This window comes from Sphaerotilus montanus (assembly GCF_013410775.1).
Taxonomy (GTDB): domain Bacteria; phylum Pseudomonadota; class Gammaproteobacteria; order Burkholderiales; family Burkholderiaceae_C; genus Sphaerotilus; species Sphaerotilus montanus.
In genome coordinates, this window is record NZ_JACCFH010000001.1 from 2,719,100 (window position 1) to 2,743,550 (window position 24,451).

Below are 24,451 nucleotides of genomic sequence, written 5' to 3' on the forward strand. Positions count from 1 at the left end.
CCGACGCTCAGGGCACCAGCACCAGCAGCCAGTTCACCAGCATCCGCGCATCGCCTTCGCTGATGGCGGTGGCGTTGGGCGGCATCGCGGTGGCGCCGGTCTTGCCGGTCCAGTGGCGCGACTGCGGGTTGGAGCCGGTCATCACGGTCTGCGTGAGCCGGTCCGAAGCGGTGGGGTCATCCCGGTACTTCAACGCGATCTCGCGCCACGCCGGCGCAATGGGCGGCAGACCGTCGGCGCGTTTTGTGGCGGGCAGCACGCTGTGGCAGGCCATGCAGCCGCTGTCGGTGGCGAGCTTGAGCAGGGCGGCGTCGTTCTCGGCCGGGGTGGCCTGGGCGGCCGGACTGGTGGCGAACAGCGCCGCAGCGGCGACAGACAGCAGGGCACGGAAACGAAATCGGCAAACAGGGGGCATGGTCGGGTGACCTCTCTGGAGAATGTCTCTGGGGGACGTCTTGGGGACGAACCCGTGCAGCCTAGGCCCTCGGCGGGTGCAGGGATTGAGCTGCATCAAGTTGCCTCGGCGCGCTATGCTGGTCCGCATGGCCCTCATCCGCATTTCCCACCAGACCGTCTACCGCTACCGTGAACCGGTGCAGTTCGGCGAGCACCGCTTCATGTGCCGCCCGCGGGGCAGCCACGATCTGCGCCTCGTCGAGACCGGCCTCACCGTGTGCCCGACGCCCAAGCTGCGCTGGATCCACGACGTGTTCGGCAACTCGGTGCTGGTGGCGACCTTCGCCGAGAAGGCGTCCGAGCTGGTCTTCGAGTCCACCTTCACGGCCGAGCATTACCCGGTCGATCCCGACGTGGAGCTGATCGAGCCCTACGCCGAGACCTTGCCCTTCACCTACGACGCCAGCGAGATCCCGGACCTGTCCCGCGTGATGGAGCGCCATTACCCGGACCCCCGGCACCAGGTCGATGCCTGGGTGCGGGCGGTGTGCGCCGAAGCCGGCACGGCGCGGACGCTGGAAGTGCTGTTCGCCATCACCCGCGCCATCCAGGCCCAGTTCGCCTACGAGTCCCGCGACGACGAGGGCACACGCACGCCCACCGACACGCTGGCCCGGGGCAGCGGCAGTTGCCGGGACTTCGCGCTGTTCATGATGGAGGCCGTGCGCAGCCTCGGCCTGGCCGCCCGCTTCGTGTCCGGCTACCTCTATGGCGACGTGCTGCCGGACGGCGCCGCGGCGGTGGTCGGCGGTGGCGCGACCCACGCCTGGGTCGAGGTCTACCTGCCCGGCGCCGGCTGGCTGCCGTTCGATCCGACCAACGCGATCATCGGCGGGCGGCACCTGATCCGTGTGGCGACGGCACGCGATCCCTCGCAGGCCGCGCCGCTGCGGGGCAGCTATGTCGGACCAGCGGACGCCTACCTCGGCATCACGGTCAACGTGACCGTGGGGGTGGTCCATGTGCCCGACACCGGCACCGCCCCTGAGGCGTCTGTGCCTTGAAGCGCCGCCCGCCTCAGCACAGCAGCCGGATTGCCAGCCGCTCGTGCCACGCCCGCGCCTGCCAGACGGCCAGCGCGTTGTCGGCAAAGAACTTGCCGGTGTCGGTCATGCGGAAGTAGCGCAGGCCTGGGAAGCCTGCCGGGTTGTCGTATTCGGCGACCAGGCCGTAGTCGTGCAGCGGCCGGAACGCGGACATCAGCCGCGCGCCATCCAGCACGCAGTTCCGCGTCTCCGTGTCCATGACGACGATGACCCGGCCCCGGCGCAGGGCGGCCAGCGCGTCGATGAACTCGCTGAGGTTGAGGATGATGGAGGGGGTGGGCGAGAGGGTGCTCATGCTGCGGCTGCCTTTCGGTGCGGTAGGGCAGCCATCAGCGATCGACCTGACCGGGGGCAGGGCCCAGGGCCAAGGCCATTTGCAGGAGCTGCAGGGTCCACGATAGCCCTGCTGACTCGAAGCTGACGAAGAGAATTGGAGAACCTTTGCCGGCTTCCAGGACTTGCGCACGGTCGCCAGCGTGCGCAAGGTCCGTCAGAACAGGAAGTAGCGCTGCCCCATCGGCAGACTCGTCGCCGGCTCGCAGGTCAGCAGTTGCCCGTCCGCCCGCACCTGATAGGTCTGCGCGTCGATCTCCATCACCGGCAGATAGTGGTTGTGCACCATGTCGGCCTTCTTCGCGGTGCGGCAGCCCTTCACCGCCGCCAGCGTCTTGCGCAGACCATACGCCGCGCCCACTCCGCCCGCGAGCGCCGACTGGCTGACGAAGCTCAGCGATGTCCGCGTGAGCGCGCCGCCGTAGGAGCCGAACATCGGCCGGTAGTGCACCGGCTGCGGCGTCGGAATCGAGGCGTTTGGATCGCCCATCGCGGCCATCGCGATGAAGCCACCCTTGAGCACCAGGCTCGGCTTCACGCCAAAGAACGCCGGCCGCCAGAACACCAGATCCGCCCACTTGCCGACCTCGACCGAGCCGACCTCGTGGCTCACGCCGTGGGTGATCGCGGGGTTGATGGTGAGCTTGGCGAGGTAGCGCTTGATGCGGGCGTTGTCGTTCCGGTCGGTGTCGCCGGGCAGCTTGCCGCGCTGCGACTTCATCTTGTGCGCCGTCTGCCAGCAGCGGATCAGCACCTCGCCGACACGGCCCATCGCCTGCGAGTCCGACGAGAACATGCTGATCGCGCCGAGGTCGTGCAGGATGTCCTCGGCGGCGATCGTCTCGCGGCGGATGCGCGATTCGGCAAAGGCCAGATCCTCGGCGAGCGACGCATCCAGGTGGTGGCACACCATGAGCATGTCCAGATGCTCGTCCAGCGTATTGATCGTGTACGGCCGCGTCGGGTTGGTGGACGAGGGCAGCACGTTGGCCTCGCCGACCACCTTCATGATGTCGGGCGCATGGCCGCCGCCCGCGCCTTCGGTGTGGAAGCTGTGGATGGTGCGGCCCTTGAAGGCGGCGACCGTGTCCTCGACGAAGCCGGACTCGTTGAGCGTGTCGGTGTGGATCGCGACCTGCGTGTCGGTGTCCTCGGCCACGCCCAGGCAGCAGTCGATCGCCGCGGGCGTCGTGCCCCAGTCCTCGTGCAGCTTCAGGCCGATGGCGCCGGCGTCGATCTGCTGGCGCAAGGCTTCCGGGCGGCTGGCGTTGCCCTTGCCGAGGAAGCCGATGTTCATTGCGAAGGCATCCGCCGCCTGCAGCATCCGGGCGATGTTCTCGGGGCCGGGGGTGCAAGTGGTCGCGAACGTGCCGGTCGCCGGACCCGTGCCGCCGCCGAGCATCGTGGTGACGCCGGAGGTCAGCGCCTCCTCGATCTGCTGCGGGCAGATGAAGTGGATGTGGCTGTCGATGGCGCCCGCCGTGACGATCATGCCTTCGGCGGCGATCACCTCGGTGCCGGGGCCGATGACGATGTCCACGCCGGGCTGCACGTCCGGGTTGCCCGCCTTGCCGATGGCGCAGATGCGGTGGCCGCGCAGGCCGATGTCCGCCTTCACGATGCCCCAGTGGTCGAGGATCAGCGCGTTGGTGATGACGCAATCGACCGCATCACCCGGGCCGGGGCCGTTCGGGCGCTGGCTCTGGCCCATGCCGTCGCGGATGGTCTTGCCGCCGCCGAACTTCACTTCCTCGCCGTAGCCACCGGCCCGCAAGGTCAGGTCTTGTTCGACTTCGAGGATCAGGTCGGTGTCGGCCAGTCGCAGCCGGTCGCCGACCGTCGGGCCGAACATCTCGGCGTAGGCACGCCGCGGGAAGGTTGCAGAGGACGTCGCCATGGTCAAAGTGCTCCCTGCACGAGGCCGCGGAAGCCCCACACCTGCCGGTCCCCGGCGAAATCGCACAGCTCGACCGTGCGCTGCTGGCCCGGCTCGAAGCGCACGGCCAGCCCGCTGGCGATGTTGAGCCGCATGCCGTGCGCGGCGGCGCGGTCGAAGCGCAGGCCGGCGTTGGTCTCGGCGAAGTGGTAGTGCGAGCCGACCTGGATCGGGCGGTCGCTGGCGTTCTCGACCACGAGGGTCAGCGTGCGCCGGCCGGGGTTGAGGGCGTGTTCGCCGTCGTCGGTGAAGAGTTCTCCGGGGATCATCGGGTCACCTCGCGGTCGGTCATTTCTTGCGCGTGAACCACAGCGCGGCGCCGATCCCGGCGGCCAGCAGGTAGCCGATCACGTCGGTCGAATGCCAGTGCGAGATGCCGGGCAGGCCGTGGCCTTCGTGGGCGAGGGCGGAGTGGGACAGCGCCGTCAGGGTCAGCAGCGCGGCGGCAAGGCGGAGGGAATGCTTCATGTTGGTGCGTCGCGTGGTGCGGTTCAGGCAATGGGTTGGTGCACGGTCACCAGCTTGGTGCCATCGGGGAAGGTGGCCTCGACCTGGATCTCGGGAATCATCTCGGCGATGCCGTCCATCACGTCCGAGCGGCGCAGGATGGTCTTGCCCTCGCTCATCAGCGCGGCCACGGTCTTGCCGTCGCGGGCGCCTTCCATGATGGCGGCGGTGATCAGCGCGATCGCTTCCGGGTAGTTGAGCTTCAGTCCGCGGGCCATGCGGCGTTCGGCCAGCAGCGCGGCGGTGAAGATCAGGAGTTTGTCTTTCTCGCGGGGAGTGAGTTCCATGGCGGGGGGAGGTTGGGCTGGTGCGTTTCTTGAGTGCGAGAGCGGCATGACCACTGCCGCCGGAGATTCAGCGATCTTGTCTGCACAGGCAGATTTCGGGCCAACCCCTGCAAACCCGCAGGGCCAGGCCGCTGCGTCGGCCGAGCCACAGCAGCGGGTCATCAAGATCCGCCGCGACTACAACACCTGGGTCGCCAGCGAGACGCTGGAGGACTACGCGCTGCGCTTCGCCCCGCGCAGCGCCCGGCGCTGGAGCATCGGCCGGGTGGCCAACACGGCGCTCGGGGGGGCTGCATCGTTTCTCGTGCTGGAGGCGGTGGGTGCCACGCTGCTGGTGCGCTACGGCTTCACGAACGCGGCGCTGGCGATCCTGGCGACCGGGCTGGTGATCTTCCTGGCCGGGCTGCCGATCAGCCTCTGTGCGGCGCGCCATGGCGTGGACATGGACCTGCTCACGCGCGGCGCCGGCTTCGGCTACATCGGCTCGACCATCACCTCGCTCATCTACGCGAGCTTCACCTTCCTCTTCTTTGCCCTCGAAGCGGCGGTGATGGCCTATGCGCTGGAGCTGGCGTTCGACATTCCACCGGCCTGGGGCTACCTGGTCTGCGCTGCCGTGGTGCTGCCGCTGGTGACGCACGGGGTGACGGTGATCAGCCGGCTGCAGGTCTGGACGCAGCCGCTGTGGGCGCTGATGCTGGTGACGCCCTACGTCTTCGTGTTCCGCGAGAACCCGGGCGTGCTCGACGGGCTGGTCGGCTACGGGGGCGAGCGCGGGCTGACGGCGTTCGACCCGCTGGCCTTCGGTGCGGCGATGACGGTGGGCATCGCGCTGATCACGCAGATGGGCGAGCAGGCCGACTATCTGCGTTTCATGCCGGAGCAGACCCGCGAGAACCGCTGGCGCTGGTGGGCTGGCGTGGTCGCGGGCGGGCCGGGCTGGGTGGTGCCGGGCGTGCTGAAGATGCTGGGCGGGGCGCTGCTGGCCTATCTGGCGATCCGCCACATGGTGCCGGTGGAGCGGGCGGTCGATCCGAACCAGATGTACCTCGCGGCCTACGAGTACGTCTTCCCGCACTACGGCTGGGCGGTGGCCGCCACGGCGCTGTTCGTCGTCGTCTCGCAGCTCAAGATCAACGTGACCAATGCCTACGCCGGCTCGCTGGCGTGGTCCAACTTCTTCTCGCGCGTGACGCACAGCCACCCGGGGCGCGTGGTCTGGGTCGTCTTCAACACCGGCATCGCGCTGATGCTGATGGAGCTGGACGTGTTCCAGGCGCTCGGCCACGTGCTGGGGCTGTACGCCAACATCGCCATCAGCTGGATGATGGCGGTCGTGGCGGACCTGGTCATCAACAAGCCGCTGGGCCTGAGTCCGAAGGGCATCGAGTTCCGCCGCGCCTACCTGTGCGACATCAACCCGGTCGGCGTGGGCGCGATGGGGATCGCGTCGGCGGTGTCGGTGGCGGCGCACCTGGGGCTGTTCGGCGACATGGCGCAGGCGTGGTCGGCGCTGATCGCACTGGTGACGGCGCTGGTGGCGTCGCCGCTGATCGCGTGGTGGACGGGCGGGCGCTGGTACCTGGCGCCGCGCGTCGGCGTGCCGGACGAGGCACCGGGGCAGGAGGAGCCGGTGGGCCGCTACCGGCGTTACGCCACGCTGCAGCGCTGCACCGTCTGCGAGCGCGACTACGAGGGGGAGGACATGGCGCACTGCCCCGCGTACGGCGGCCCGATCTGCTCGCTGTGCTGCACGCTGGACGCCCGCTGCCACGACCTGTGCAAGGCGCCCGAGGCCAGCCTGTCGGCGCAGTGGTCGGCGGTGCTGCGCTGGGCGCTGCCGCGCAGGGTGTGGCCGTATCTGGACAAGGGGCTCGCCCACTACCTGCTGCTGATGCTGGTGGCGGCGCCGTTGCTGGGCGGGCTGGCGGTGGCGCGGCGCGAACTGGCCCTGCCGACGCTGGCGCTGGTGGCCGGGGTGGTCGCGTGGTGGCTGGTGCTGGCGCACCGCAGCCGTCAGGTCGCGCAGGAAGAAGCCAACCGCCAGACCCAGGCCCTGCACGCCCAGACCCTGGCGCTGCGCCACGAGATCGCCTCGCACCAGGCCACCGACCGTGCCCTGCAGCAGGCCAAGCGCCAGGCCGACGCCGCCAACCAGGCCAAGAGCCGCTACATCACCACCATCAGCCACGAGCTGCGCACGCCGCTCAACTCCATCCTCGGCTACGCGCAGCTGCTGGAGGACGACGAGGCCATGCCCCCGGCGCGCCAGCAGGCGGTGCGCGTGATCCGCCGCGGTGGCGACCACCTGCTGACGCTGATCGAGGGCACGCTCGACATCGCCCGCATCGAGAGCGGCAAGCTGCGGCTGGAGGTGCGCCCGATGCGCTTCGCCGACACGATGGACGAGATCGCCCGGCTGTTCGAGCTGCAGGCGGCGGCCAAGGGCATCGGTTTTCGCTGCGAGTTCTCCAGCCTGGGCGATGCGGCGCGCGTGCCGGCCTGCGTGCGCGCCGACGAGAAGCGGCTGCGCCAGATCCTGATCAACATCGTCGGCAACGCGATCAAGTTCACCCGCGAGGGGGCGGTGGTGCTGCGGCTGCACCACGCCCGCGAGATGGCGCGCTTCGAGGTCATCGACTCCGGCCCCGGCATGACGCCGGAGGAACTGGCGCGCATCTTCGAGCCCTTCGAGCGCGGCTCGGCCACGGGCGGCGCAGTGACCGGCGGCGCGGGGCTGGGCCTGACGATCAGCAAGATGCTCACCGACCTGATGGGCGGCGAGCTGACGGTGGAGAGCACGCCCGGCGTCGGCACCACCTTCCGGCTGCGGCTGTTCCTGCCCGAGGTGCGCGGCGCGCTGGTCGCGCAGGCCGTGGCCCGCCGGCGGCGCACCGGCTACACCGGCCCGCGCCAGTGCGTGCTCGTGGTCGACAACGAGGAAGTGGACCGCGGGCTGCTCGTCAGTCTGCTGCAACCGCTGGGTTTCACCATCCGGCAGGCTGCGAGCGGTGAGGCCTGTCTCGCGCTGATGGCCGCGCTGCAGGACGGCCGCGACCCTGGTCCGGCGCCGGACGCCCTCTTCATGGACCTGGCGATGCCCGGCATCGACGGCTGGGAGACCCTGCGGCGCCTGCGTGCCGCAGGGCTGGGCCGGCTGCCGACGGCCATCGTCTCGGCCAATGCCTTCGACAAGGGGCTCGACAACGACGTCGGCATCCAGCCGGCCGACTTCCTGGTCAAGCCGGTGCGGGTGGACGAGCTGCTCGACTGGCTCGGCCGGCGGCTGGCCCTGCAATGGATCGAGGCGCCTGCCACCGCCTCGGCCCGAGCTGCCGAGGGGGCGCAGCCGGCCGCGGCCATGCCGGACGCCGGACGGCTGCGCGCGTTGCACGAGGCCGTCTCGCTCGGCCATGTGCGCGGCGTGCTGCGGCTGCTGGATCTGCTGGACGCCGAACGGCCCGACTGCCGTGATTTCTCAGACCGGCTGCGCACGCTGGCGCGGCAATTCCAGCTGGATGCCATGAGCGGATTGCTCCGCCAGGCCCTCGATGTCTCAACCCACGCCGCTTCCGGGGCGAATCCTGATGAACCTCCTGCCTGACCGAACCGACCGCAGCGCCGACGTGGTGCTGATCGTCGACGACATGCCCGACAACCTGGCGGTGCTGCACGACGCGCTGGACGAGTCAGGCTACACCGTGCTGGTCGCGCTGGACGGCGAGACGGCCCTCGACCGGGCGGTGCGGGCGCAGCCGGACGTGATCCTGCTCGACGCGGTGATGCCGGGCATGGACGGGTTCGAAGTGGCCCGCCGGCTCAAGGCCGATCCCGCCACCGCGTCGATCCCGGTCATCTTCATGACCGGCCTGACCGAGACCGAACACGTCGTGGCGGCCTTCGCGGCCGGTGGCTGCGACTACGTCACCAAGCCGATCCGTGCCCGCGAGGTCATCGCCCGCATCACCGCGCACACGCTGGCCGCCCGCGAGCAGCAGCAGGCGCGCAACGCGCTCGACGCGTTCGGCCACGCGACGCTGGTGGTGCGGCGTGCCGACGGCCGGCTGGTCTGGCAGACGGCGCTGGCGCGGCAGATGCTGGAGACGCACTTCCAGTCCGACGGCCGGCGGGCGCCGACGCCGCTGCTGTCCTGGCTGCAGCACGAGACGGCGCGGCTGGGTGCGATCGAGGGGCTGGTGCCCGGCTCACCCTCGGTGACGCTGGAGACCGGCACCGGCCGGCGCCTGCGCTTCACGCTGCACGAGGCGACCGGCGAGGGCGAGTGGATGCTGGTGCTGCGCGAGGCCGACGACGCCGCCGCGCTGGAGGCGCTGGCGCTGGCCTTCGGCCTCACCCCACGCGAGGCCGAAGCGCTCTACTGGGTTGCCAAGGGCAAGACCAACCGCGACATCGGCGACATCGTCGGCGCCAGCCCCGCGACGGTGAAGAAGCACCTGGAGCACGTCTACGAGAAGCTCGGCGTCGAGACGCGCAACGCGGCGGCGGCGGTGGCGATGGCCAAGGTGCCGCAGTTGGGACGGTGAGCGGGCCTGTGGCCTCCATGGGCTGGCCTCTATGGTGTGGCGCCAGGCGAGGGGGCTGGCGACCGCTTGTTCGCGTCTACGCCATCTGGCGTATTTCACGATCCGACCCCGGCCGGGACACTGCGTGCATCCGATCCACCCGCTTACCAGCCCCTTCCGGAGTCACCCAGTCATGAAGATTGTTTCTGCTTCCCGTCGTGCGTTTGCCCAGAAGCTCAGCGCCGTTGCCCTCGGCGTCGCCGTGACCACGCTGCCGCTGCTGGCGCACGCTGCCGACACCATCAAGGTCGGCGTGCTGCACTCCCTGTCGGGCACGATGGCCATTTCGGAAACGGTCCTCAAGGACGTGGCCCTGATGACCATCGACGAGATCAACGCCAAGGGCGGCGTGCTCGGCAAGAAGCTCGAACCCGTGGTGGTCGATCCGGCCTCCAACTGGCCGCTGTTCGCCGAAAAGGCCAAGCAGCTCATCGACCAGGACAAGGCGGTCGTGACCTTCGGCTGCTGGACCTCGGTGTCGCGCAAGTCGGTGCTGCCGGTGTTCGAAGAGAAGAACTCGCTGCTGTTCTACCCCGTGCAGTACGAGGGTGAAGAGCTGTCGAAGAACGTGTTCTACACGGGTGCGGCGCCGAACCAGCAGGCCATCCCTGCGGTCGAATACCTGATGAGCAAGGACGGCGGCTCGGCCAAGCGCTTCGTGCTGCTGGGCACCGACTACGTCTACCCGCGCACGACCAACAAGATCCTGCGTGCCTTCCTGAAGTCCAAGGGCGTGGCCGAGTCGGACATCATCGAGGAGTACACCCCGTTCGGTCACAGCGACTACCAGTCGATCATCGCCAAGATCAAGAAGTTCTCCAGCGAAGGCAAGAAGACCGCCGTCATCTCGACCATCAACGGCGACTCCAACGTGCCCTTCTACAAGGAACTGGGCAACCAGGGCCTGAAGGCGACCGACGTGCCGGTGGTGGCGTTCTCGGTGGGTGAGGAAGAGCTGCGCGGCGTGGACACCAAGCCGCTGGTGGGTCACCTGGCCGCCTGGAACTACTTCATGTCGATCAAGAACCCGGCCAACACCGCGTTCATCAAGCAGTGGAGCGAGTACGCCAAGGCCAAGGGCATCGCCGGCCACAAGGACAAGCCGCTGACCAACGACCCGATGGAAGCCACCTACCTCGGCATCCACATGTGGGCGCAGGCGGTCGAGAAGGCCAAGTCGACCGACACCGACAAGGTGATCGCGGCGATGGCGGGCCAGACCTTCAAGGCTCCGGGCGGCTTCATGTCCACGATGGACAAGGAAAACCACCACCTGCACAAGCCGGTCTTCATCGGCGAGATCAAGGCGGACGGCCAGTTCAACGTGGTGTGGAAGACGCCGGGTCCGGTCGTGGCCGATCCGTGGAGCGACTACATCGCCGAGAACAAGGGCAAGAAGAACGTGCCCGAGAAGAAGTAAGGCTGCTGGCGATGCGCACCCGGTTCCTGCCCCTGTTGTTCAGTGGCCTGCTGTGGTGCGTGGGCGCGGTGCACGCGCTCACGCCGCAACAGGCGCTTTCCCTCTCCACAGGCGAGACCGATGCGCGCATCGCTGCCTTGAACCAGGCGGCGGCCGAGGCCGACCCCGCGCTGGCCGACTTCGTGCGGGCCTTGCTGGACGGCGAAGTCAAGGTCGCCGCCGGCAAGGTCTTTGTCGTGCGGGGTGACGCCACCGCCCCCGACACGGCCGAAGACGTCATCAACAACAACCGCATGCGCGGCGCCCTCGAAGCCGCGCTCGGCGCCTTGAAGCTCGTGTCACCCGACGTGCAGGTGCGCACCGAGGCGTTGGACGAGCTGCGCAAGCAGTCGCTCGAAGAGGCGCAGTTGCCGCTGATCGAGAAGGCCTACGCCGCCGAGACCGACGCGACGCTGAAGGCGCGCCTGGAGCTGATGCGCGCCACCATCCTGATCACCTCGGCCGATCCGGCCAAGCGCCTGGCGGCGGCCCAGTCGCTGGCCGGCAGCAGCGAGCCGGCGGTGAAGAGCCTCATCCAGGAGCGCCTCGTCGCCGGTGCAGAAACCGACAACGCCGTGCGCGGTGCCTTGCTGACCGCGCAGAGCGCCGTCGAAGGCCGGCTGGCCTGGGGCGAGCGGCTCGGCGTGGTGTTCACCGGCGTCAGCCTGGGCTCGATCCTGCTGCTGGTCGCCCTGGGTCTGGCGATCACCTACGGCCTGATGGGCGTGATCAACATGGCCCATGGCGAGCTGATGATGATCGGCGCCTACGCCACCTACCTGGTGCAGAACCTTTTCCGCCAGTACCTGCCCGCCAGCCTGTTCGACTGGTACATCGTGCTGGCGATCCCTGCGTCCTTCGCGGTGGCGGCGCTGGTCGGCGCGGTGCTGGAGCGCACGGTGATCCGCTGGCTCTACGGCCGCCCGCTCGAAACCCTGCTCGCCACCTGGGGCATCTCGCTGGTCCTGATGCAGGGCGTGCGCACGCTGTTCGGCGCGCAGAACGTTGCGGTCGAGAACCCGTCCTGGCTCTCCGGCGGCGTGCAGGTGATGTCGAACCTGATCCTGCCGTACAACCGGCTCGCCATCATCGCCTTCGCCTTCCTCGTGCTGGCCGGCGTGACGCTGATGATCAACCGCACGCGGCTGGGTCTCTTCGTGCGCGGCGTGACGCAGAACCGCCGCATGGCCGCCTGTGTCGGCATCAACACCGCCCGCATCGACACGTATGCCTTCTCGCTCGGTGCCGGCATCGCGGGCCTGGCCGGCTGCGCGCTGAGCCAGATCGGCAACGTCGGGCCGGACCTGGGCCAGAGCTACATCGTGGACGCCTTCATGGTGGTCGTCACGGGTGGCGTTGGTCAGCTCGCCGGCACGGTCTACGCCGCGCTCGGGCTGGGTGTCCTGAACAAGTTCCTCGAAGGCTTTGCCGGCGCGGTGCTGGCCAAGATCATGGTGCTGGTGTGCATCGTGGTCTTCATCCAGAAACGTCCGCAGGGTCTGTTCGCCATGAAGGGCCGGAGTGCAGAGGCATGAGCGCCGTGATGACCAATTCCCTCCTGGGCGCCAAGGGCTGGGCCGCCGTGATGGCCGCGACGGTCACCGTGGTCGTGCTGGTGCCGATCCTGAACCTGCTGGTGCCGGCCGACAGCGCCTTCCACCTCAGCGACTACGCCGTCAGCCTGATCGGCAAGATCATGTGCTACGCGATCTGCGCGCTGGCGATGGACCTGATCTGGGGCTACACCGGCATCCTGAGCCTCGGCCACGGCCTGTTCTTCGCGCTCGGCGGCTACGCGATGGGCATGTACCTGATGCGCCAGATCGGCCGCGACGGCAACTACAAGAGCGACCTGCCGGACTTCATGGTCTTCCTCGACTGGAAGGAATTGCCCTGGGCCTGGACCTTCTCGGACAGCTTCCTGTTCCAGATGGCGCTGGTCGTGCTGGTGCCGGGGCTGCTGGCGCTGGTGTTCGGCTTCTTCGCCTTCCGCAGCCGCATCAAGGGCGTGTATTTCTCGATCATCACGCAGGCGATGACGTTTGCCGCGATGCTGCTGTTCTTCCGCAACGAGACCGGCTTCGGCGGCAACAACGGCTTCACCGACTTCAAGCGCATCCTGGACATCCCGCTCGCGCAGCCGTCGACCCGCATGACGCTGTTCGTGCTGACGGGCCTGACGCTGATCGGCTTCTACCTGCTGGCACGCTGGATCGTCGGCAGCAAGTACGGCCGCGTGCTGCAGGCCATCCGCGACGCCGAGACCCGCGTGATGTTCACCGGCTACGACCCGATCGCCTACAAGCTGAGCATCTGGACCTTCAGCGCGGTGATGTGCGGCGTGGCGGGCGCGCTCTACGTGCCGCAGGTGGGGATCATCAACCCGGGCGAGATGAGCGCGGCGGCCTCGATCGAGATCGCGATCTGGACGGCGGTCGGCGGGCGCGGCACCTTGATCGGCCCGATCCTCGGCGCGTTCTTCGTCAACGGCGCCAAGAGCTGGTTCACGCAGGTCTTCCCCGAGTTCTGGCTGTACTTCCTCGGCGCGCTGTTCATCGCGGTGACGCTGTTCCTGCCGCGCGGCATCGTCGGCCTGTTCGACAAGTTCTCGTCCGCTGCGGCCAAGGGTGACAAGAAGGAGAAGCGCGCATGACGCCCGACCTGATGGAATCGATGTCCGAGCTGCGCGCGCGCCACGAAGCGCGGGTGGCGCAGACGCAGGGCGAGTCCGGCGACCGCGCCGCGGCGTTCGGGCGGCTGCTGAAGGGGGGCGAGCCGGATTTCACGCACGGCGTCGCGCTCTACCTCGACGACATCACCGTGAGCTTCGACGGCTTCAAGGCGCTGAACGCGCTGAGCCTGACGATCAACGTGGGCGAGCTGCGCTGCATCATCGGCCCGAACGGCGCCGGCAAGACGACCATGATGGACGTCATCACCGGCAAGACGCGCCCCGACGCGGGCAAGGCGTCGTTCGGCTCGACCATCGACCTGCTGCGCCTGCGCGAGAACGAGATCGCGCAGATCGGCATCGGCCGCAAGTTCCAGAAGCCCACCGTCTACGAGCAGCTCAGCGTGTTCGAGAACCTGGAGCTGGCGCTGAAGGCCGACCGCCGCGCCCGCGCCAGTCTCTTCCACCGCCTCACCGGCACCCAGCTCGACCGCATCGGCGAGATCCTGGCGCTCATCCACCTCAAGGACGACGCGCAGCGCACGGCCGGGCTGCTCTCGCACGGGCAGAAGCAGTGGCTGGAGATCGGCATGCTGCTGATGCAGGATCCGAAGCTGCTGCTGCTCGATGAACCTGTGGCCGGCATGACCGACGAGGAAACCGAGCGCACCGCCGAGCTGTTCCTGTCGCTGGAGGGTCAGCACTCGCTGGTGGTGGTCGAGCACGACATGAAGTTCGTCGACCAGCTCACCGAAGGGCGCAAGACCGTCACCGTGCTGCATGAAGGCAGCGTGCTGGCGGAGGGGAAGCTGTCCGAGGTGCAGGCCAACGAGAAGGTGGTCGAGGTCTACCTCGGTCGCTGAAGAGAAGACGGGAACAAGGGACGACACCATGCTCAAGGTCCAAGGTCTGAACCAGTATTACGGCGGCTCGCACATCCTGCGCGGGCTGGATTTCGAAGCGAAGCTCGGCGAGGTGACGGTCATCCTCGGGCGCAACGGCGTGGGCAAGACGACGCTGCTGAAGAGCCTGATGGGCGTGGTGCCGATCAAGACCGGCTCGGTCACGCTCGACGGGGTGGACATCACCAAGGACACGCCCTACGACCGCGTGCGCAAGGGCCTCGGTTACGTGCCGCAGGGCCGCGAGATCTTCGGGCGGCTCACGGTCGAGGACAACCTGCTGATGGGGCTGGCGTACAAGAAGGCCAGCGAGCCGATCCCGGCGGAGCTGTTCGAGCTGTTCCCGGTGCTCAAGCAGATGATCCATCGGCGTGGGGGCGACCTCTCTGGCGGGCAGCAGCAGCAGTTGGCGATTGCCCGCGCGTTGGCGGCGGGGCCGAAGCTGCTGATCCTCGACGAGCCGACCGAAGGCATCCAGCCCAGCATCATCAAGGACATCGGCCGCGTGATCCGCATGCTCGCCGACCGCGGCAACATGGCGATCGTGCTGGTGGAGCAGTTCTATGACTTCGCCGCCGAGCTGGCCGACCAGTACCTCGTGATGGAGCGCGGCGAAATCATCCAGCGCGGGCGGGGCAAGGACATGGAGGCCGAGGGGGTTCGGCGCCTGATGTCGATCTGAAGTCGATCGGCAGTTGTTGCATATTCCCCTGGTCGTCCTGTGATTCCATCTACGGCGAAACTTACATCACCGTGACATCGGGCGGCTATTTGTCGGCCCATGTGTCACGGCATGATTCATGTCATCCGAAATTCCTCTCCCCCGACGCTCCCGCATTTATCGCGAAAACGAAAGTGCATGAAGTGAAAATTCACATTGACACCTCTTAAGCGCGCGATAACATGCGCTCGTCTTCATCGGGTACCGCGCTAGGTAACTAGAAAATCAGAATGGTTCGACTGCGCGCGCCACGTGTTGCGAATTCATGTCATGGGGATCGGGGGGGGAATGAAAGCGATTGCAATAAAGCTGGGCCTGATTGCGCCCATGTTTCTGGCCGGGTGTGCCACCATCAGCACACAGACCTATGACCAGGTGCGTGAAGCCCGTGACACGAGCGGCCCGCAGGGTGCGGTCAAGGTGCTGGAACAGGCTGGTGGCACGGATCTGCTGTCCCAGCTGGAATATGGCGAGATGCTGCGTCTGGCCTCCCGCCACGAAGACAGCCTGAAAGCTTTCCAGTCCGCGGACCAGAAGGTCGGCGAATGGGAAAACGGCGCCCGCTCCGACATCGAGAAAACCGCCGGCATGGTATTGGGTGCAGTCGTCAGCGAGCGGCTCACGGCCTACGAAGGCCAGGATTATGAAAAGGTCATGCTCACCGTGCGCATGGCGCTCGACCGGATGGCCCTCGGCGACTGGAATACGGCCCGCGTCGATATCCGCCGTACCCACGACCGCGAAGACCTGATCGCCGAACTGCGCGCGAAGGAATACAGCAAGGTCGAGGAAAAGGCGAAGGCGGAATCGAAGACCGAAGGTTTCCAGCCGATCAAGCTGACTGAAATCGACGGGTATCCGGTGAAGTCGATCCAGGATCCCCGGCTGAGCCAGCTGAAGAATGGCTACCAGAATGCGCTCGGGCATTATCTGTCCGGGTTTCTCTACGAAGCCTTGCAGGAGCCCAGCCTCGCCGCACCGGGTTACCAGCGCGCTGCCGAGTTGTCGCCTGGCAGCAAGTTGCCGCAGCAGGCCCTGGCCACGCTGGATCGCCGCGTGGCCCGTGCGACCGCGGGCCAGACCGATGTCCTGTTCCTGATCGAACATGGCGAAGCGCCCCGACTGGTGGCGAAGAGCTTTGCGATTCCCTATGGCATTGGCGGGGTCGGCGTACCGAAATTCTTCCAGATGAGCATCCCCTACTTCGACGACATGCCGTCGAAGAGCGCGGCGCCCAGCCAGATCACGGTGGGTGGCCGCAGCCTGAAGCTGGAACCCATCGTCGATTTCGGCCTGATGGCCAACCGTTCCCTGAAGGACCGCATGCCCGGCATCCTGCTGCGGGGGTTCATCCGTGGCGCGGCCAAGGCGGTCGTGCGGGACAAGGTGAACGAGCGGAATCCGCTGCTGGGCCTGGCCGTCACCCTGGCGACTGTGGCCAGCGAGGTGCCGGATGACCGCACCTGGCGTGGCCTGCCGCAGCGCATCTACATCGCCCGGGCGCAGATGCCCGAGGGTGAGCACACCATCAGGATCGACGGTGTCGCGGACGCCGTCCAGCCGGTGAGGGTCGCGGGCCGCTATGCGGTGGTGCCCATCCGGATCATCGGCAGCCGCGGGTTCAACACGGGGGTGGCCTTGTTGAATCAAGGTGGTGCGGTGACCGCCAGTTCAGGGGACACGCCGGGAACTTCGGCGGATTCTCCGGTGGGTGGTGATGCCGGCACGCCGTCCGCATCCCCCATCGCGGTGACGCCGGATGTGGCTGCGCCAGCGGCTGTCCGGCGCGTCAAGGTACGGAAATGAACAGGTATCGAAGGATGCAGGAGATGGACTTGAAACAATCGATTCGGTGCGTGTCGCTGATCTCCCTGGTGTCGCTGGCCATGGTGGGCTGTGCCCAGCAGGACCGTGTCGTGGAAATGGCCACGCCGATGGCGCAGTCGCAAATGGCGGGATCTGCGGCCAGCAAGGTACTGCTGCGCGGCGCGGCCAATGACGTGAAGATCGTGGATGTCCGCGCCCAGAAGCGTTCCGGCATGCTGACGGTGCAGACCGAAGTGATCAACGAGGCCGGCCGCAACCGCACCGTGTACTGGCGCTATCGCTGGCTGGATGACGCGGGCATGCAGATTGGCGATGACGAACCCTGGAAGCCGCAGCAACTGCTCGGACACCAGTCGATCATGCTGCGTGGCAGCGCGATGAAAACCACCGCCGCCGATTTCCGGCTTGAAATGAATGTGGAACCCTGACATGAACAAGAATCTCCTGCGCCGCCTGCCGGCCATCGTGACGCTGGCGGCCGTGGCGGTCCTGGCTGGTTGTGCCACGCCGGTGAATTCCCCGGTGTCGGACCCGTCCTCGGGCGTGCAACGGGTCGATCCCGGTCTGGTCGGCAATACCGGCACCGGCCATGACGCGACGGACCTGAATCTCATCGCCGAGAAAATGACGCAGTCGCTGCTGGAATTGCCGCTGCTGACGGGCCGTCCGACGCTCGCGATTGCGCAGGTCAAGAACAAGACCGGCGAATACATCGACACCAACAACATCCTGAACACCATCCAGACCCAGGTGCTCAAGAGCGGCAAGGTCCGATTCGTGCGCAGCACGGCGGAACTGGGGGGCGCGGTCGACCAGCTGAGCACGACCAACAGCTCCGGCCTGTACGACAAGAAGACCGCCCCGAAAATGGGCAAGATGCTGGCCGCCAAATACACGCTCGAAGGCGAGTTCACCTCGATCGTCAGCAGCAATGCGCGCGTGAAGGATGTCTTCTACAAATTCACCCTCAAGATGATCGACACGGAATCCGGTGTGATCGAGTGGGTGGACGAGAAGCAGATCCGCAAGATCCAGAACAAGTGAGTGACCGTGGCCGTGACCGCGTGATCCGATGCGCGGTCCGGTCGGTTGGCGAGGGAGAACACACATGATCGACATGACGAAGCGCCGGGACGTTCTGGTGGGCCTGTGCGCCTTGCTGGGCATGGGCGTGCAGACGGTGGCCAGCGCCCAGGCGCCGTCCACGGCACCGAAGATCGCGGTGACGGATCTGGCGTACTCGGAGCGGGTGAGCGAGTATTTCGACGTCACCTCGATCAAGGCCAAGAGCGAGGAGCAGTCGCGCCTGCAGGCGCGCGACGGTGTCTACAGCAGCTCGATGTCCGGATCGCATTCATCGAAGCAGGAACTGGACGCCACGCGCGTGACCGGGGCCTACAGCTACATCCAGCAGACCGAGCTGCGCAATTTCACGTCGGACCTGAAGGGGATGATCCTGAAGGGTGCCGGGGCGCGGCTGGTCCAGGGCAGCCAGTTCGATGCCGGAGAGCCGCAGCCGAGCCGCGCCGAGCAGGTGCTGCGCGAGGTGCGCACCGGCAAGGAAACGAAACTCAAGCGCCAGCCCGACCTGAACGACATCGTTTCCCGCATCCGCAAGGGCGAGTTCAAGGGCGCCGACTATGTCCTGTTCGGCACGGTCAGCGCGATCGAGTTCCGCAGCGAGTTCACGCCGATCCCCTCGACCCAGACGGTGTCGTACATCTTCAATCTCGACCTGGGTGCGGATTTCAATCTGATCAACACCCGCACGCTCGAAGTGAAGGCGGCCTTTTCGTCGCAGGGTTCTGGCAGCGACGTCAAGCTGATGAATGCCAACGGCAACATCGTGGTGCCCAGCCGCGTCAAGGTGATCCGCGAAACCTCGCAGTCGCTGGCGGAAGAGGCCTACGGCCAGTTGCTGGAGCAGCTGAGCCTGAGCGACCCGAACTTCGGCGCCCGCGCCCGTTCGCGCTCGTCGTCGGGGTCGCCGTCATCGGCGCCGGAGGCTCGTCAGCCGGTCGTGGAGCCGGTGACCGTCTTCCGGTGAAAGGGGGCGGGGTCAATCCCGCCACACCTCGTCCGCCAGTGTTCCCTGGTTCAGCTCTGCCCGCAGCGAGGTCCACGCGGGCAGCACCCGGTCCAGCAGCGCGCGGAAGCGCTCGTCGTGCCGCCGCTCGACGAGGTGCGCGAGTTCATGCACGACGACGTACTCGATGCACGCCGGCCGGTGCCGCGCCAGGTCGAGGTTCAGCCAGATGCGGCCGGTTGCGGGCGTGCAGCTTCCCCATTTGGTTTTCATCCGCTTCACGCCCCAGGCGCCGACCGTGACGCCCAGCACCGGCGCCCAACGCGCCAGCAGCTCGGGCACCAGCCGCTTCATTTCGGCGCGGTTCCACTCCTGCAGCACCCGCGCACGCCGGTCCCGGTCCATGCCGGGGCGCACCTGCAGCCGCAGCGTCGTCAGTCCGACGCGCTCGACTTTGGGCGGCGCGTCCACCTCGACCACGCGCAGCCGACGCCGCTGGCCGAACACCTGGTGGCTTTCGCCGCTGACCATCTCGCGCCGTGATTCGCGTGGCTGCGCCGCAAACCGCGCCTGCTGGCGGCGGATCCAGCCCAGCCGCTGCACGACCGCGAGCCGCACCGCCTCGTCGTCCACTGCCAACGGCGCCGCCACGCGCACGCGCCCGTCCGGCGGGTAGACCCCGAGGTGCAGGTGCTTGATGCGCTGGCGGGCGATCTCGACGCGCAGGCCGCTGATGTCGAGATGGTGGGTCTGCGGCGGAGAAGATGGTGATGGCGAGGGCATCGGTGATCAGTATTCGGGCTGGTTCCGGACCAGCTCAAGGATACGGTCCGCCCGCGCATCCAGGTCTTCCTGCGTCCCGCTGCCTTCTGCCGCGATCAGCACGCCCGGCGCACCCAAGGCCAGCTTGATCGCCGTGCGCAGCTTGCGTGTCTTCATCTTCGCGTTGACCGTGCGCCAGTCGTCCTCGCGGTGTGTCACCACGGCGTGGTGGACGCTGAGCGCGAGCGGCTGGTTCTGGCCGAGGTTGTCGAACAGCGCCTGTTTGCCGGGTGTGTCGATGGCGCGCGGGTAGGCCGCGCCGGAGGAGGGCGACTGCACCTGCCGCGCCAGCGTGCTGGCCTGCTTGAGAAACTCGGCGTAGTCGATCGCCTGTTCCCGCCGCTGCGCGATCAGCGCGTCCAGCAGCGCCGACATGCGCTCGTAGTACTTCGGGTTGACCGGCGACTCGTCGATGATGACCCGGCGCACGTTGTTCTCGATCGTCTCGGCCACCGAGTCCGTGCTCGTGCGCAGCCCGTCCGGCAGCGCCTCGACCGCTTCGGGGCCGCGCGTGGCAAGCATCTGCACCAGCGTCAGGTCGTCGAAGGCCGAGAGCTTTTCGCTGTCGCCCGCCTGCACGTAGGTGTCGATCAGGTGGCGCATCGCCGGTTCGTAGGCCTTCAGGTCGATGTAGTCGCCGCTGCGGATCTTCACCGCGCTGCGCACCGCCTCGAACTGCGTCACCTCGGCTTTCAGCGCCTTCGCTTCGTCGGGTGTCACGCCGGCTTCCGCGAAATCGCCCGCGAGGTTCGCGTAGGCGCGCACCAGCGCCGCGGTCAGCTTGTAGAGCGCCAGCCGCTGGCCTTCCCGTGCCTTGAGTTCCGCTGTGTCCCCCGCCGCCGTGCCGCAGAAGAAGCGCAGGTAGGTCTCCATCGTCCGCGGTGTCTCGACCGGCTCGCACAGCGCCCGCACCGATTCGAGCACCTCGTCCAACCGCTCGCGGGCCTTGTCGATGCGGCTGGTGATGAGGCCGGCGATGTCGGTGGCGTCGTAGCCGTCGAGCGCGCCGCGGGTGTAGTCCTGGATCGCGCCCTCGACGCGCTCGAACAGGTGCTTGTAGTCGACGATGCAGCCCACCTCCTTGTCGTCGCCGTCCAGCCGGTTGACGCGGCAGATCGCCTGGAACAGGCCGTGGTCGCGCATCGGCTTGTCGATGTAGAGGTAGGTCGCGGGCGGCGCGTCGAAGCCGGTCAGCAGCTTGTCCACGACGATCAGCAGTTGCATCTGCGCCGGCTCGTCGATGAAGCGCTGTTTCACCTCGGTCTCGAAGTCGTCGATGCGCAACACCGCTTCGTCAGGCGGCAGCTTGAACCAGTCGGCCAGCATCCGGCGGTAGGTCTCGTACTTCTGCAGCGCGTCCGTCACGCCTTCGCCGGTCGCTTCGCCTTTCACGTCCGCCACCTTCGGCACGTAGGAGCTGACCACCGCGCAGCGCCCGGCCAGCGGCGTGCGCGAGAACAGGTCGTGGTAGCGGCAGGCCTCGTACACGCTGCCCGCCACCAGCATCGCGTTGCCGCACCCGCTCTTCAGGCGGTCGCGGGTGGCCATGTCGAGCAGGATGTCGGCCACGATCTGCTCCAGCCGGCTGCGGCTCGACAGCAGCGTCTGCATCGTGCCCCAGCGCGCCTTGAGCTGCGCCTTGGCGAGGTCGGTCAGCGCGGCGGTGTGGGCCTCGAACCAGTCGTCGATCTTGCGCTGCGAGGTGATGCGCTGGTCGATGTCGCGCGCCTCGTAGCGCAGGTCGAGCACCACGCGGTCGCGCACCGCCTCGTTGAACTTGTAGGTGTGGAGGTAGCCGCCGAAGACCTCGATACTGCGCTGCTTGTCGCTCTTGAGCAGGGGCGTGCCGGTGAAGCCGATGAAGACCGCGTCGGGCAGGATGGCCTTCATCGCGTCGTGCAGCAGGCCGGACTGGGTGCGGTGGCATTCGTCCACGAAGACGTGGAGCCGGCCCCGCGCCTGGAAGCCTGGGGGCAGCGCCTTGTGGATCGCTTCGACAAACCCGGCCACGTCGCCCGCCTCGCCGCCGTCGTTTTCGTCGCGCGCGGTTTTCCGGCTGACACCGCCGAACTTGTGGACCAGCGAGCCGATCAGCCACGGCCGGTCGTCGCCCAGCACGCGCACGAGGTCGGCGCCGTCGCGGGTGCGGTGGAGCTGTTCCTGCACGCCGTGGAAGACCTTTTCGATCTGGGCGTCGAGTTCGGTGCGGTCGGTGATGATGAGGACGCGGGCGTCGGCGATGTGTTCGCGGATCCATTTGGCCAGCCAGACCATCGTCAGGCTCTTGCCGGACCCTTGGGTGTGCCAGAGGATGCCGCCCTCGCGGCGCTGCAGGTGGGTCTGGGCGGCGCGCACGCCGAAATACTGGTTGTGGCGACAGAGTTTCTTGCGCCCGCTGTCGAACACCACGAAGTCGTGGACCAGCTCCAGCAGCCGCGCCTTGTGGCAGAGCCAGCCGAGGTGCTGGTCGAGCGGGCTGCGCGGGTCGTCGGCGAGGTCGGCGCCGTCTTCGCGCCAGGTCAGGTAATGGCGTTCGGGCGTGCCGATGGTGCCGTAGCGCAGGCCCTCGGTGTCGCTGCCGGCCATGACGAACTGCAGCGTCGAGAAGAAGCCTTCGATGAATTCGGGTTTCTGGTTGTCGAGGTTCTGGCGGATGCCTTCGGACACCGAGACGGTGGAGCGTTTCAGCTCGATCACGGCGAGGGCGATGCCGTTGACGTACAGCACGAGGTCAGGGCGCTTGGTGTGGGCGCGCGGGTCGTGCGGCTTGACGGTGACTTCCTCGGCGATGCCGAAGTGGTTGCGCTCGGGGTGTTTCCAGTCGATCAGCCAGACATCGCGGGTCTGCTCGCCCGCGTCGGGGCGCACCTTGACGCCGTAGCGCAGCAACTCGTACACGGCGCGGTTGCGGTCGTGCAGGCGCTGGACGCGGTCGTTGGCGGTTTGCTCCAGCTGGAATATCGCGCGGTTGGCGAGTGCGGCGTCCACGCCTTGCGCCAAGAGAAAAGCCCGCAGCAGGGCGGGCTCGATGTTGCGGTTGTCGGGGCGGTCGGACCAGTGGCCGAGGTAGGTGTAGCCGAGGGACTCGGTGAAGAGGTGTAGGACTCGGCACTGAGTGGTGAACTCATTCAGGGAAATTTGCTTCACGCTGATTTTCCTAGTGTCTGACGAATTTTGTGTTCGACTGGAATCATGGTATTTTGAGGTGGATCAATAATTTTTTCCGATGTGGCTGTAGTCTGGTCTTGATGACTGGGTGCCTATGAATGTCATTGACCATCTGAGTTGTCGAAAATAGTTGAGGGGCGTATGAGTAAATTGATCATGGGTCTGCTGGTGTCCACAGCAATATCTGGGTGTGCCAGTCTCAGTGACTTTGGGGGTAAGCCCCCTGTCCCGGTTATCCCGCCGCCTTTGGCCACTGTGGCGCCGAGTCCCGGCGCAATGGTTTCACCTATTTTGGAGTTTGTTTCCGTTGATCCTGCGACATCTCCATGGTTCGAGAAAGAAACTCAGTCTGGTGTGAAGAAGGTTTTCTGGGAGGACCTCAAAAATTCAGAGGCAAACCCGGAGTTGCCTTTGGAGCGATCATTCGTTTCGATAAAAAGAGTGACCGGAGATGGGTCTTTGGGGTTTGCTTCTACAAAATTCTCTGCCGAGGCTGGAAAATATAGGACAATAATTGATTATGCAAAATATAGGGATGAGGTTATGGGGCCAAATAATATACCGTGCAAAGTCGGGGTTGGCGTGAGAATAGTTGCTGATATTGTTACAACAAAAGCCAATGTGGATCTTGGTAGCCTGTTTGCCATTGCATTTGCCGCTAAGTCAGGGTATCTGAGTGGTCAAATTGAAGTGATAAAAATCGGTATTGATTCGCCTGCATTGAGTTTAATACTTCCGCCGCCGACTGAGATTAATGATACATCTCTTCAGAACGCAATGCAGGCTGTCGCTGCGATTAGAGCGAAAATGTATGATGATGAGACGAAAATTCGACCGCATGTTATTGCTATTAAGTATCTTAAGTGAGTTGGATCATAAGTTGGCATGCTTGCCTTGACAGTAAATTCTGCATCATCCCTTGCTTGATGAGGCGAGTTTTTTCTCGGCGGGCTTCGAGGGCGGTGATCTCGGTGTCCATGTCACTGAGCACGCCCGCGATTCGATTCTGTTCAGGCAGTTCCGGCATCGGGATCTTGCAGTCACGTACCTGGGCGAGACTCAGTTGCGGATATGCTTGGCCGGTCGTGATTTTCTCGAAGTCCTTGCGAACGCGGCGCTGGGAAAAGTAGTGATAGACGAATCTCGAATTGATTTGAGGGTCGTTGATCCTGATGCGGGCGATGTGCTGATTGATGTTGCTGCCGTCGCATTCTGGAGTTGCTTGGACCACGCGCCCCACGTTGCCGGTAATGGTCATGAGCAAGTCGCCTTGCAGCACTTCGCTGCGTTTCAATACGGCGTGGGCTTCTGGCGATATGTGCATGGATTGGGTCAGGTCAATGCCTGCATCGCTGACACATTCGCTCCGCAGAAACAGAACGCCGCTGGTTTCCCAGTTGAAACCATAGGTCGTTGGTGTTGAACCTTTGGTGATGAATGCTGAAATGTCTGTCAGCTTGCGAGAAGTCCAGTTTTTGGCTGGCTTCTCGAAAAACTCCTGCATCGCCGCCTGCTTGATATCCCGCTTCTTGGCGATGAGTTGGTCGAGCTTGGCGAGCAGGGCGTCCATATCCGACAGGGCAGAAGCAATGGCGTTTTGCTCTGCTGGTTTGGGGAATGGAATCAATAACTTTCGAATTTGCTGAATATTTATTCTTTCCTGATTAGCAATGATTCTCAGCAAGGTGCCAACTGACGATCAGGCGT

The 24,451-nt window shown here is 66.2% G+C and carries 22 protein-coding genes; 13 read left to right on the forward strand and 9 right to left on the reverse strand.

The annotated features are described in order from the left end of the window. Window positions 1-7: 7 nt before the first annotated feature. Window positions 8-415: a c-type cytochrome gene (locus BDD16_RS12395; RefSeq protein ID WP_179634237.1), complete on the reverse strand. Its 408-nt coding sequence runs from the start codon at window positions 413-415 to the stop codon at window positions 8-10. Between the two features lie 127 nt (window positions 416-542). Here BDD16_RS12395 and BDD16_RS12400 point away from each other — a divergent pair, with 127 nt between their 5' ends. Then, a complete protein-coding gene (locus BDD16_RS12400) occupies window positions 543-1,460 on the forward strand; it encodes a transglutaminase family protein (RefSeq protein WP_179634238.1) in 918 nt (305 codons plus the stop codon). 13 nt (window positions 1,461-1,473) lie between these two features. On the opposite strand, the gene BDD16_RS12405 is transcribed toward BDD16_RS12400, so the two are convergent. The 5 genes from BDD16_RS12405 to BDD16_RS12425 form a co-directional block, all read right to left on the reverse strand. Next, window positions 1,474-1,797, reverse strand: coding sequence for a hypothetical protein (locus tag BDD16_RS12405; RefSeq protein ID WP_179634239.1), 324 nt, complete (start codon window positions 1,795-1,797; stop codon window positions 1,474-1,476). A 195-nt stretch (window positions 1,798-1,992) separates the two neighbouring features. After that, window positions 1,993-3,732 (reverse strand): urease subunit alpha, encoded by a 1,740-nt coding sequence (gene ureC, locus BDD16_RS12410; protein ID WP_179634240.1) that lies wholly within the window; start codon window positions 3,730-3,732, stop codon window positions 1,993-1,995. 2 nt (window positions 3,733-3,734) lie between these two features. Beyond that, window positions 3,735-4,040 (reverse strand): urease subunit beta, encoded by a 306-nt coding sequence (locus BDD16_RS12415; protein ID WP_179634241.1) that lies wholly within the window; start codon window positions 4,038-4,040, stop codon window positions 3,735-3,737. A gap of 19 nt (window positions 4,041-4,059) precedes the next feature. Beyond that, a complete protein-coding gene (locus BDD16_RS12420) occupies window positions 4,060-4,239 on the reverse strand; it encodes a hypothetical protein (RefSeq protein WP_179634242.1) in 180 nt (59 codons plus the stop codon). A 23-nt stretch (window positions 4,240-4,262) separates the two neighbouring features. After that, complete coding sequence (locus tag BDD16_RS12425; protein ID WP_179634243.1) at window positions 4,263-4,565, reverse strand: urease subunit gamma; 303 nt, start codon at window positions 4,563-4,565, stop codon at window positions 4,263-4,265. A 46-nt stretch (window positions 4,566-4,611) separates the two neighbouring features. Here BDD16_RS12425 and BDD16_RS12430 point away from each other — a divergent pair, with 46 nt between their 5' ends. From BDD16_RS12430 to BDD16_RS12480, 11 genes are all read left to right on the forward strand, one after another. Beyond that, a complete protein-coding gene (locus tag BDD16_RS12430; RefSeq protein ID WP_179634244.1) occupies window positions 4,612-8,169 on the forward strand; it encodes an ATP-binding protein in 3,558 nt (1,185 codons plus the stop codon). After that, window positions 8,153-9,109 (forward strand): response regulator transcription factor, encoded by a 957-nt coding sequence (locus BDD16_RS12435; RefSeq protein WP_179634245.1) that lies wholly within the window; start codon window positions 8,153-8,155, stop codon window positions 9,107-9,109. Before BDD16_RS12430 ends, BDD16_RS12435 begins: the two co-directional genes overlap by 17 nt. Window positions 9,110-9,281: 172 nt before the next feature. Then, a complete protein-coding gene (gene urtA, locus BDD16_RS12440) occupies window positions 9,282-10,568 on the forward strand; it encodes an urea ABC transporter substrate-binding protein (protein WP_179634246.1) in 1,287 nt (428 codons plus the stop codon). Window positions 10,569-10,579: 11 nt separating this feature from the next. Next, window positions 10,580-12,142 carry an urea ABC transporter permease subunit UrtB gene (urtB, locus tag BDD16_RS12445; RefSeq protein ID WP_179634247.1) on the forward strand — a complete coding sequence of 521 codons (1,563 nt, stop codon included), beginning with the start codon at window positions 10,580-10,582 and terminating at the stop codon, window positions 12,140-12,142. Further along, window positions 12,139-13,260, forward strand: coding sequence for an urea ABC transporter permease subunit UrtC (gene urtC / locus BDD16_RS12450; RefSeq protein ID WP_179634248.1), 1,122 nt, complete (start codon window positions 12,139-12,141; stop codon window positions 13,258-13,260). The genes urtB and urtC overlap by 4 nt, the downstream gene beginning before the upstream one ends. Further along, window positions 13,257-14,141 (forward strand): urea ABC transporter ATP-binding protein UrtD, encoded by an 885-nt coding sequence (gene urtD / locus BDD16_RS12455; RefSeq protein WP_179634249.1) that lies wholly within the window; start codon window positions 13,257-13,259, stop codon window positions 14,139-14,141. The genes urtC and urtD overlap by 4 nt, the downstream gene beginning before the upstream one ends. Window positions 14,142-14,169: 28 nt before the next feature. Beyond that, on the forward strand, window positions 14,170-14,862 hold the full coding sequence (gene urtE, locus BDD16_RS12460) for an urea ABC transporter ATP-binding subunit UrtE (protein ID WP_179634250.1): 693 nt from the start codon (window positions 14,170-14,172) through the stop codon (window positions 14,860-14,862). Between the two features lie 327 nt (window positions 14,863-15,189). Beyond that, window positions 15,190-16,707, forward strand: a complete 1,518-nt coding sequence (locus BDD16_RS12465; RefSeq protein WP_179634251.1) for a COG3014 family protein — start codon at window positions 15,190-15,192, stop codon at window positions 16,705-16,707. A gap of 50 nt (window positions 16,708-16,757) precedes the next feature. Further along, complete coding sequence (locus tag BDD16_RS12470; RefSeq protein ID WP_218897777.1) at window positions 16,758-17,156, forward strand: YcfL family putative periplasmic lipoprotein; 399 nt, start codon at window positions 16,758-16,760, stop codon at window positions 17,154-17,156. Between the two features lies 1 nt (window position 17,157). Beyond that, a complete protein-coding gene (lpoB, locus tag BDD16_RS12475) occupies window positions 17,158-17,772 on the forward strand; it encodes a penicillin-binding protein activator LpoB (RefSeq protein WP_179634253.1) in 615 nt (204 codons plus the stop codon). A 64-nt stretch (window positions 17,773-17,836) separates the two neighbouring features. After that, entirely contained in the window at window positions 17,837-18,775 is a 939-nt protein-coding gene (locus tag BDD16_RS12480) for a hypothetical protein (protein WP_179634254.1), read from the forward strand. Window positions 18,776-18,787: 12 nt separating this feature from the next. Here BDD16_RS12480 and BDD16_RS12485 read toward each other — a convergent pair whose 3' ends face one another. Next, entirely contained in the window at window positions 18,788-19,537 is a 750-nt protein-coding gene (locus BDD16_RS12485) for a M48 family metallopeptidase (protein WP_179634255.1), read from the reverse strand. Window positions 19,538-19,543: 6 nt separating this feature from the next. Continuing rightward, window positions 19,544-22,723 carry a type I restriction endonuclease subunit R gene (locus BDD16_RS12490; RefSeq protein WP_179634256.1) on the reverse strand — a complete coding sequence of 1,060 codons (3,180 nt, stop codon included), beginning with the start codon at window positions 22,721-22,723 and terminating at the stop codon, window positions 19,544-19,546. A gap of 162 nt (window positions 22,724-22,885) precedes the next feature. Here BDD16_RS12490 and BDD16_RS12495 point away from each other — a divergent pair, with 162 nt between their 5' ends. Continuing rightward, window positions 22,886-23,611, forward strand: coding sequence for a hypothetical protein (locus BDD16_RS12495; protein ID WP_179634257.1), 726 nt, complete (start codon window positions 22,886-22,888; stop codon window positions 23,609-23,611). Here BDD16_RS12495 and BDD16_RS12500 read toward each other — a convergent pair. After that, the gene (locus BDD16_RS12500; RefSeq protein WP_179634258.1) at window positions 23,604-24,428 is read right to left on the reverse strand and encodes a restriction endonuclease subunit S; all 825 of its coding nucleotides are present in this window, start codon (window positions 24,426-24,428) and stop codon (window positions 23,604-23,606) included. The two genes, BDD16_RS12495 and BDD16_RS12500, sit on opposite strands and share 8 nt — an antisense overlap. Window positions 24,429-24,451: the final 23 nt, after the last annotated feature.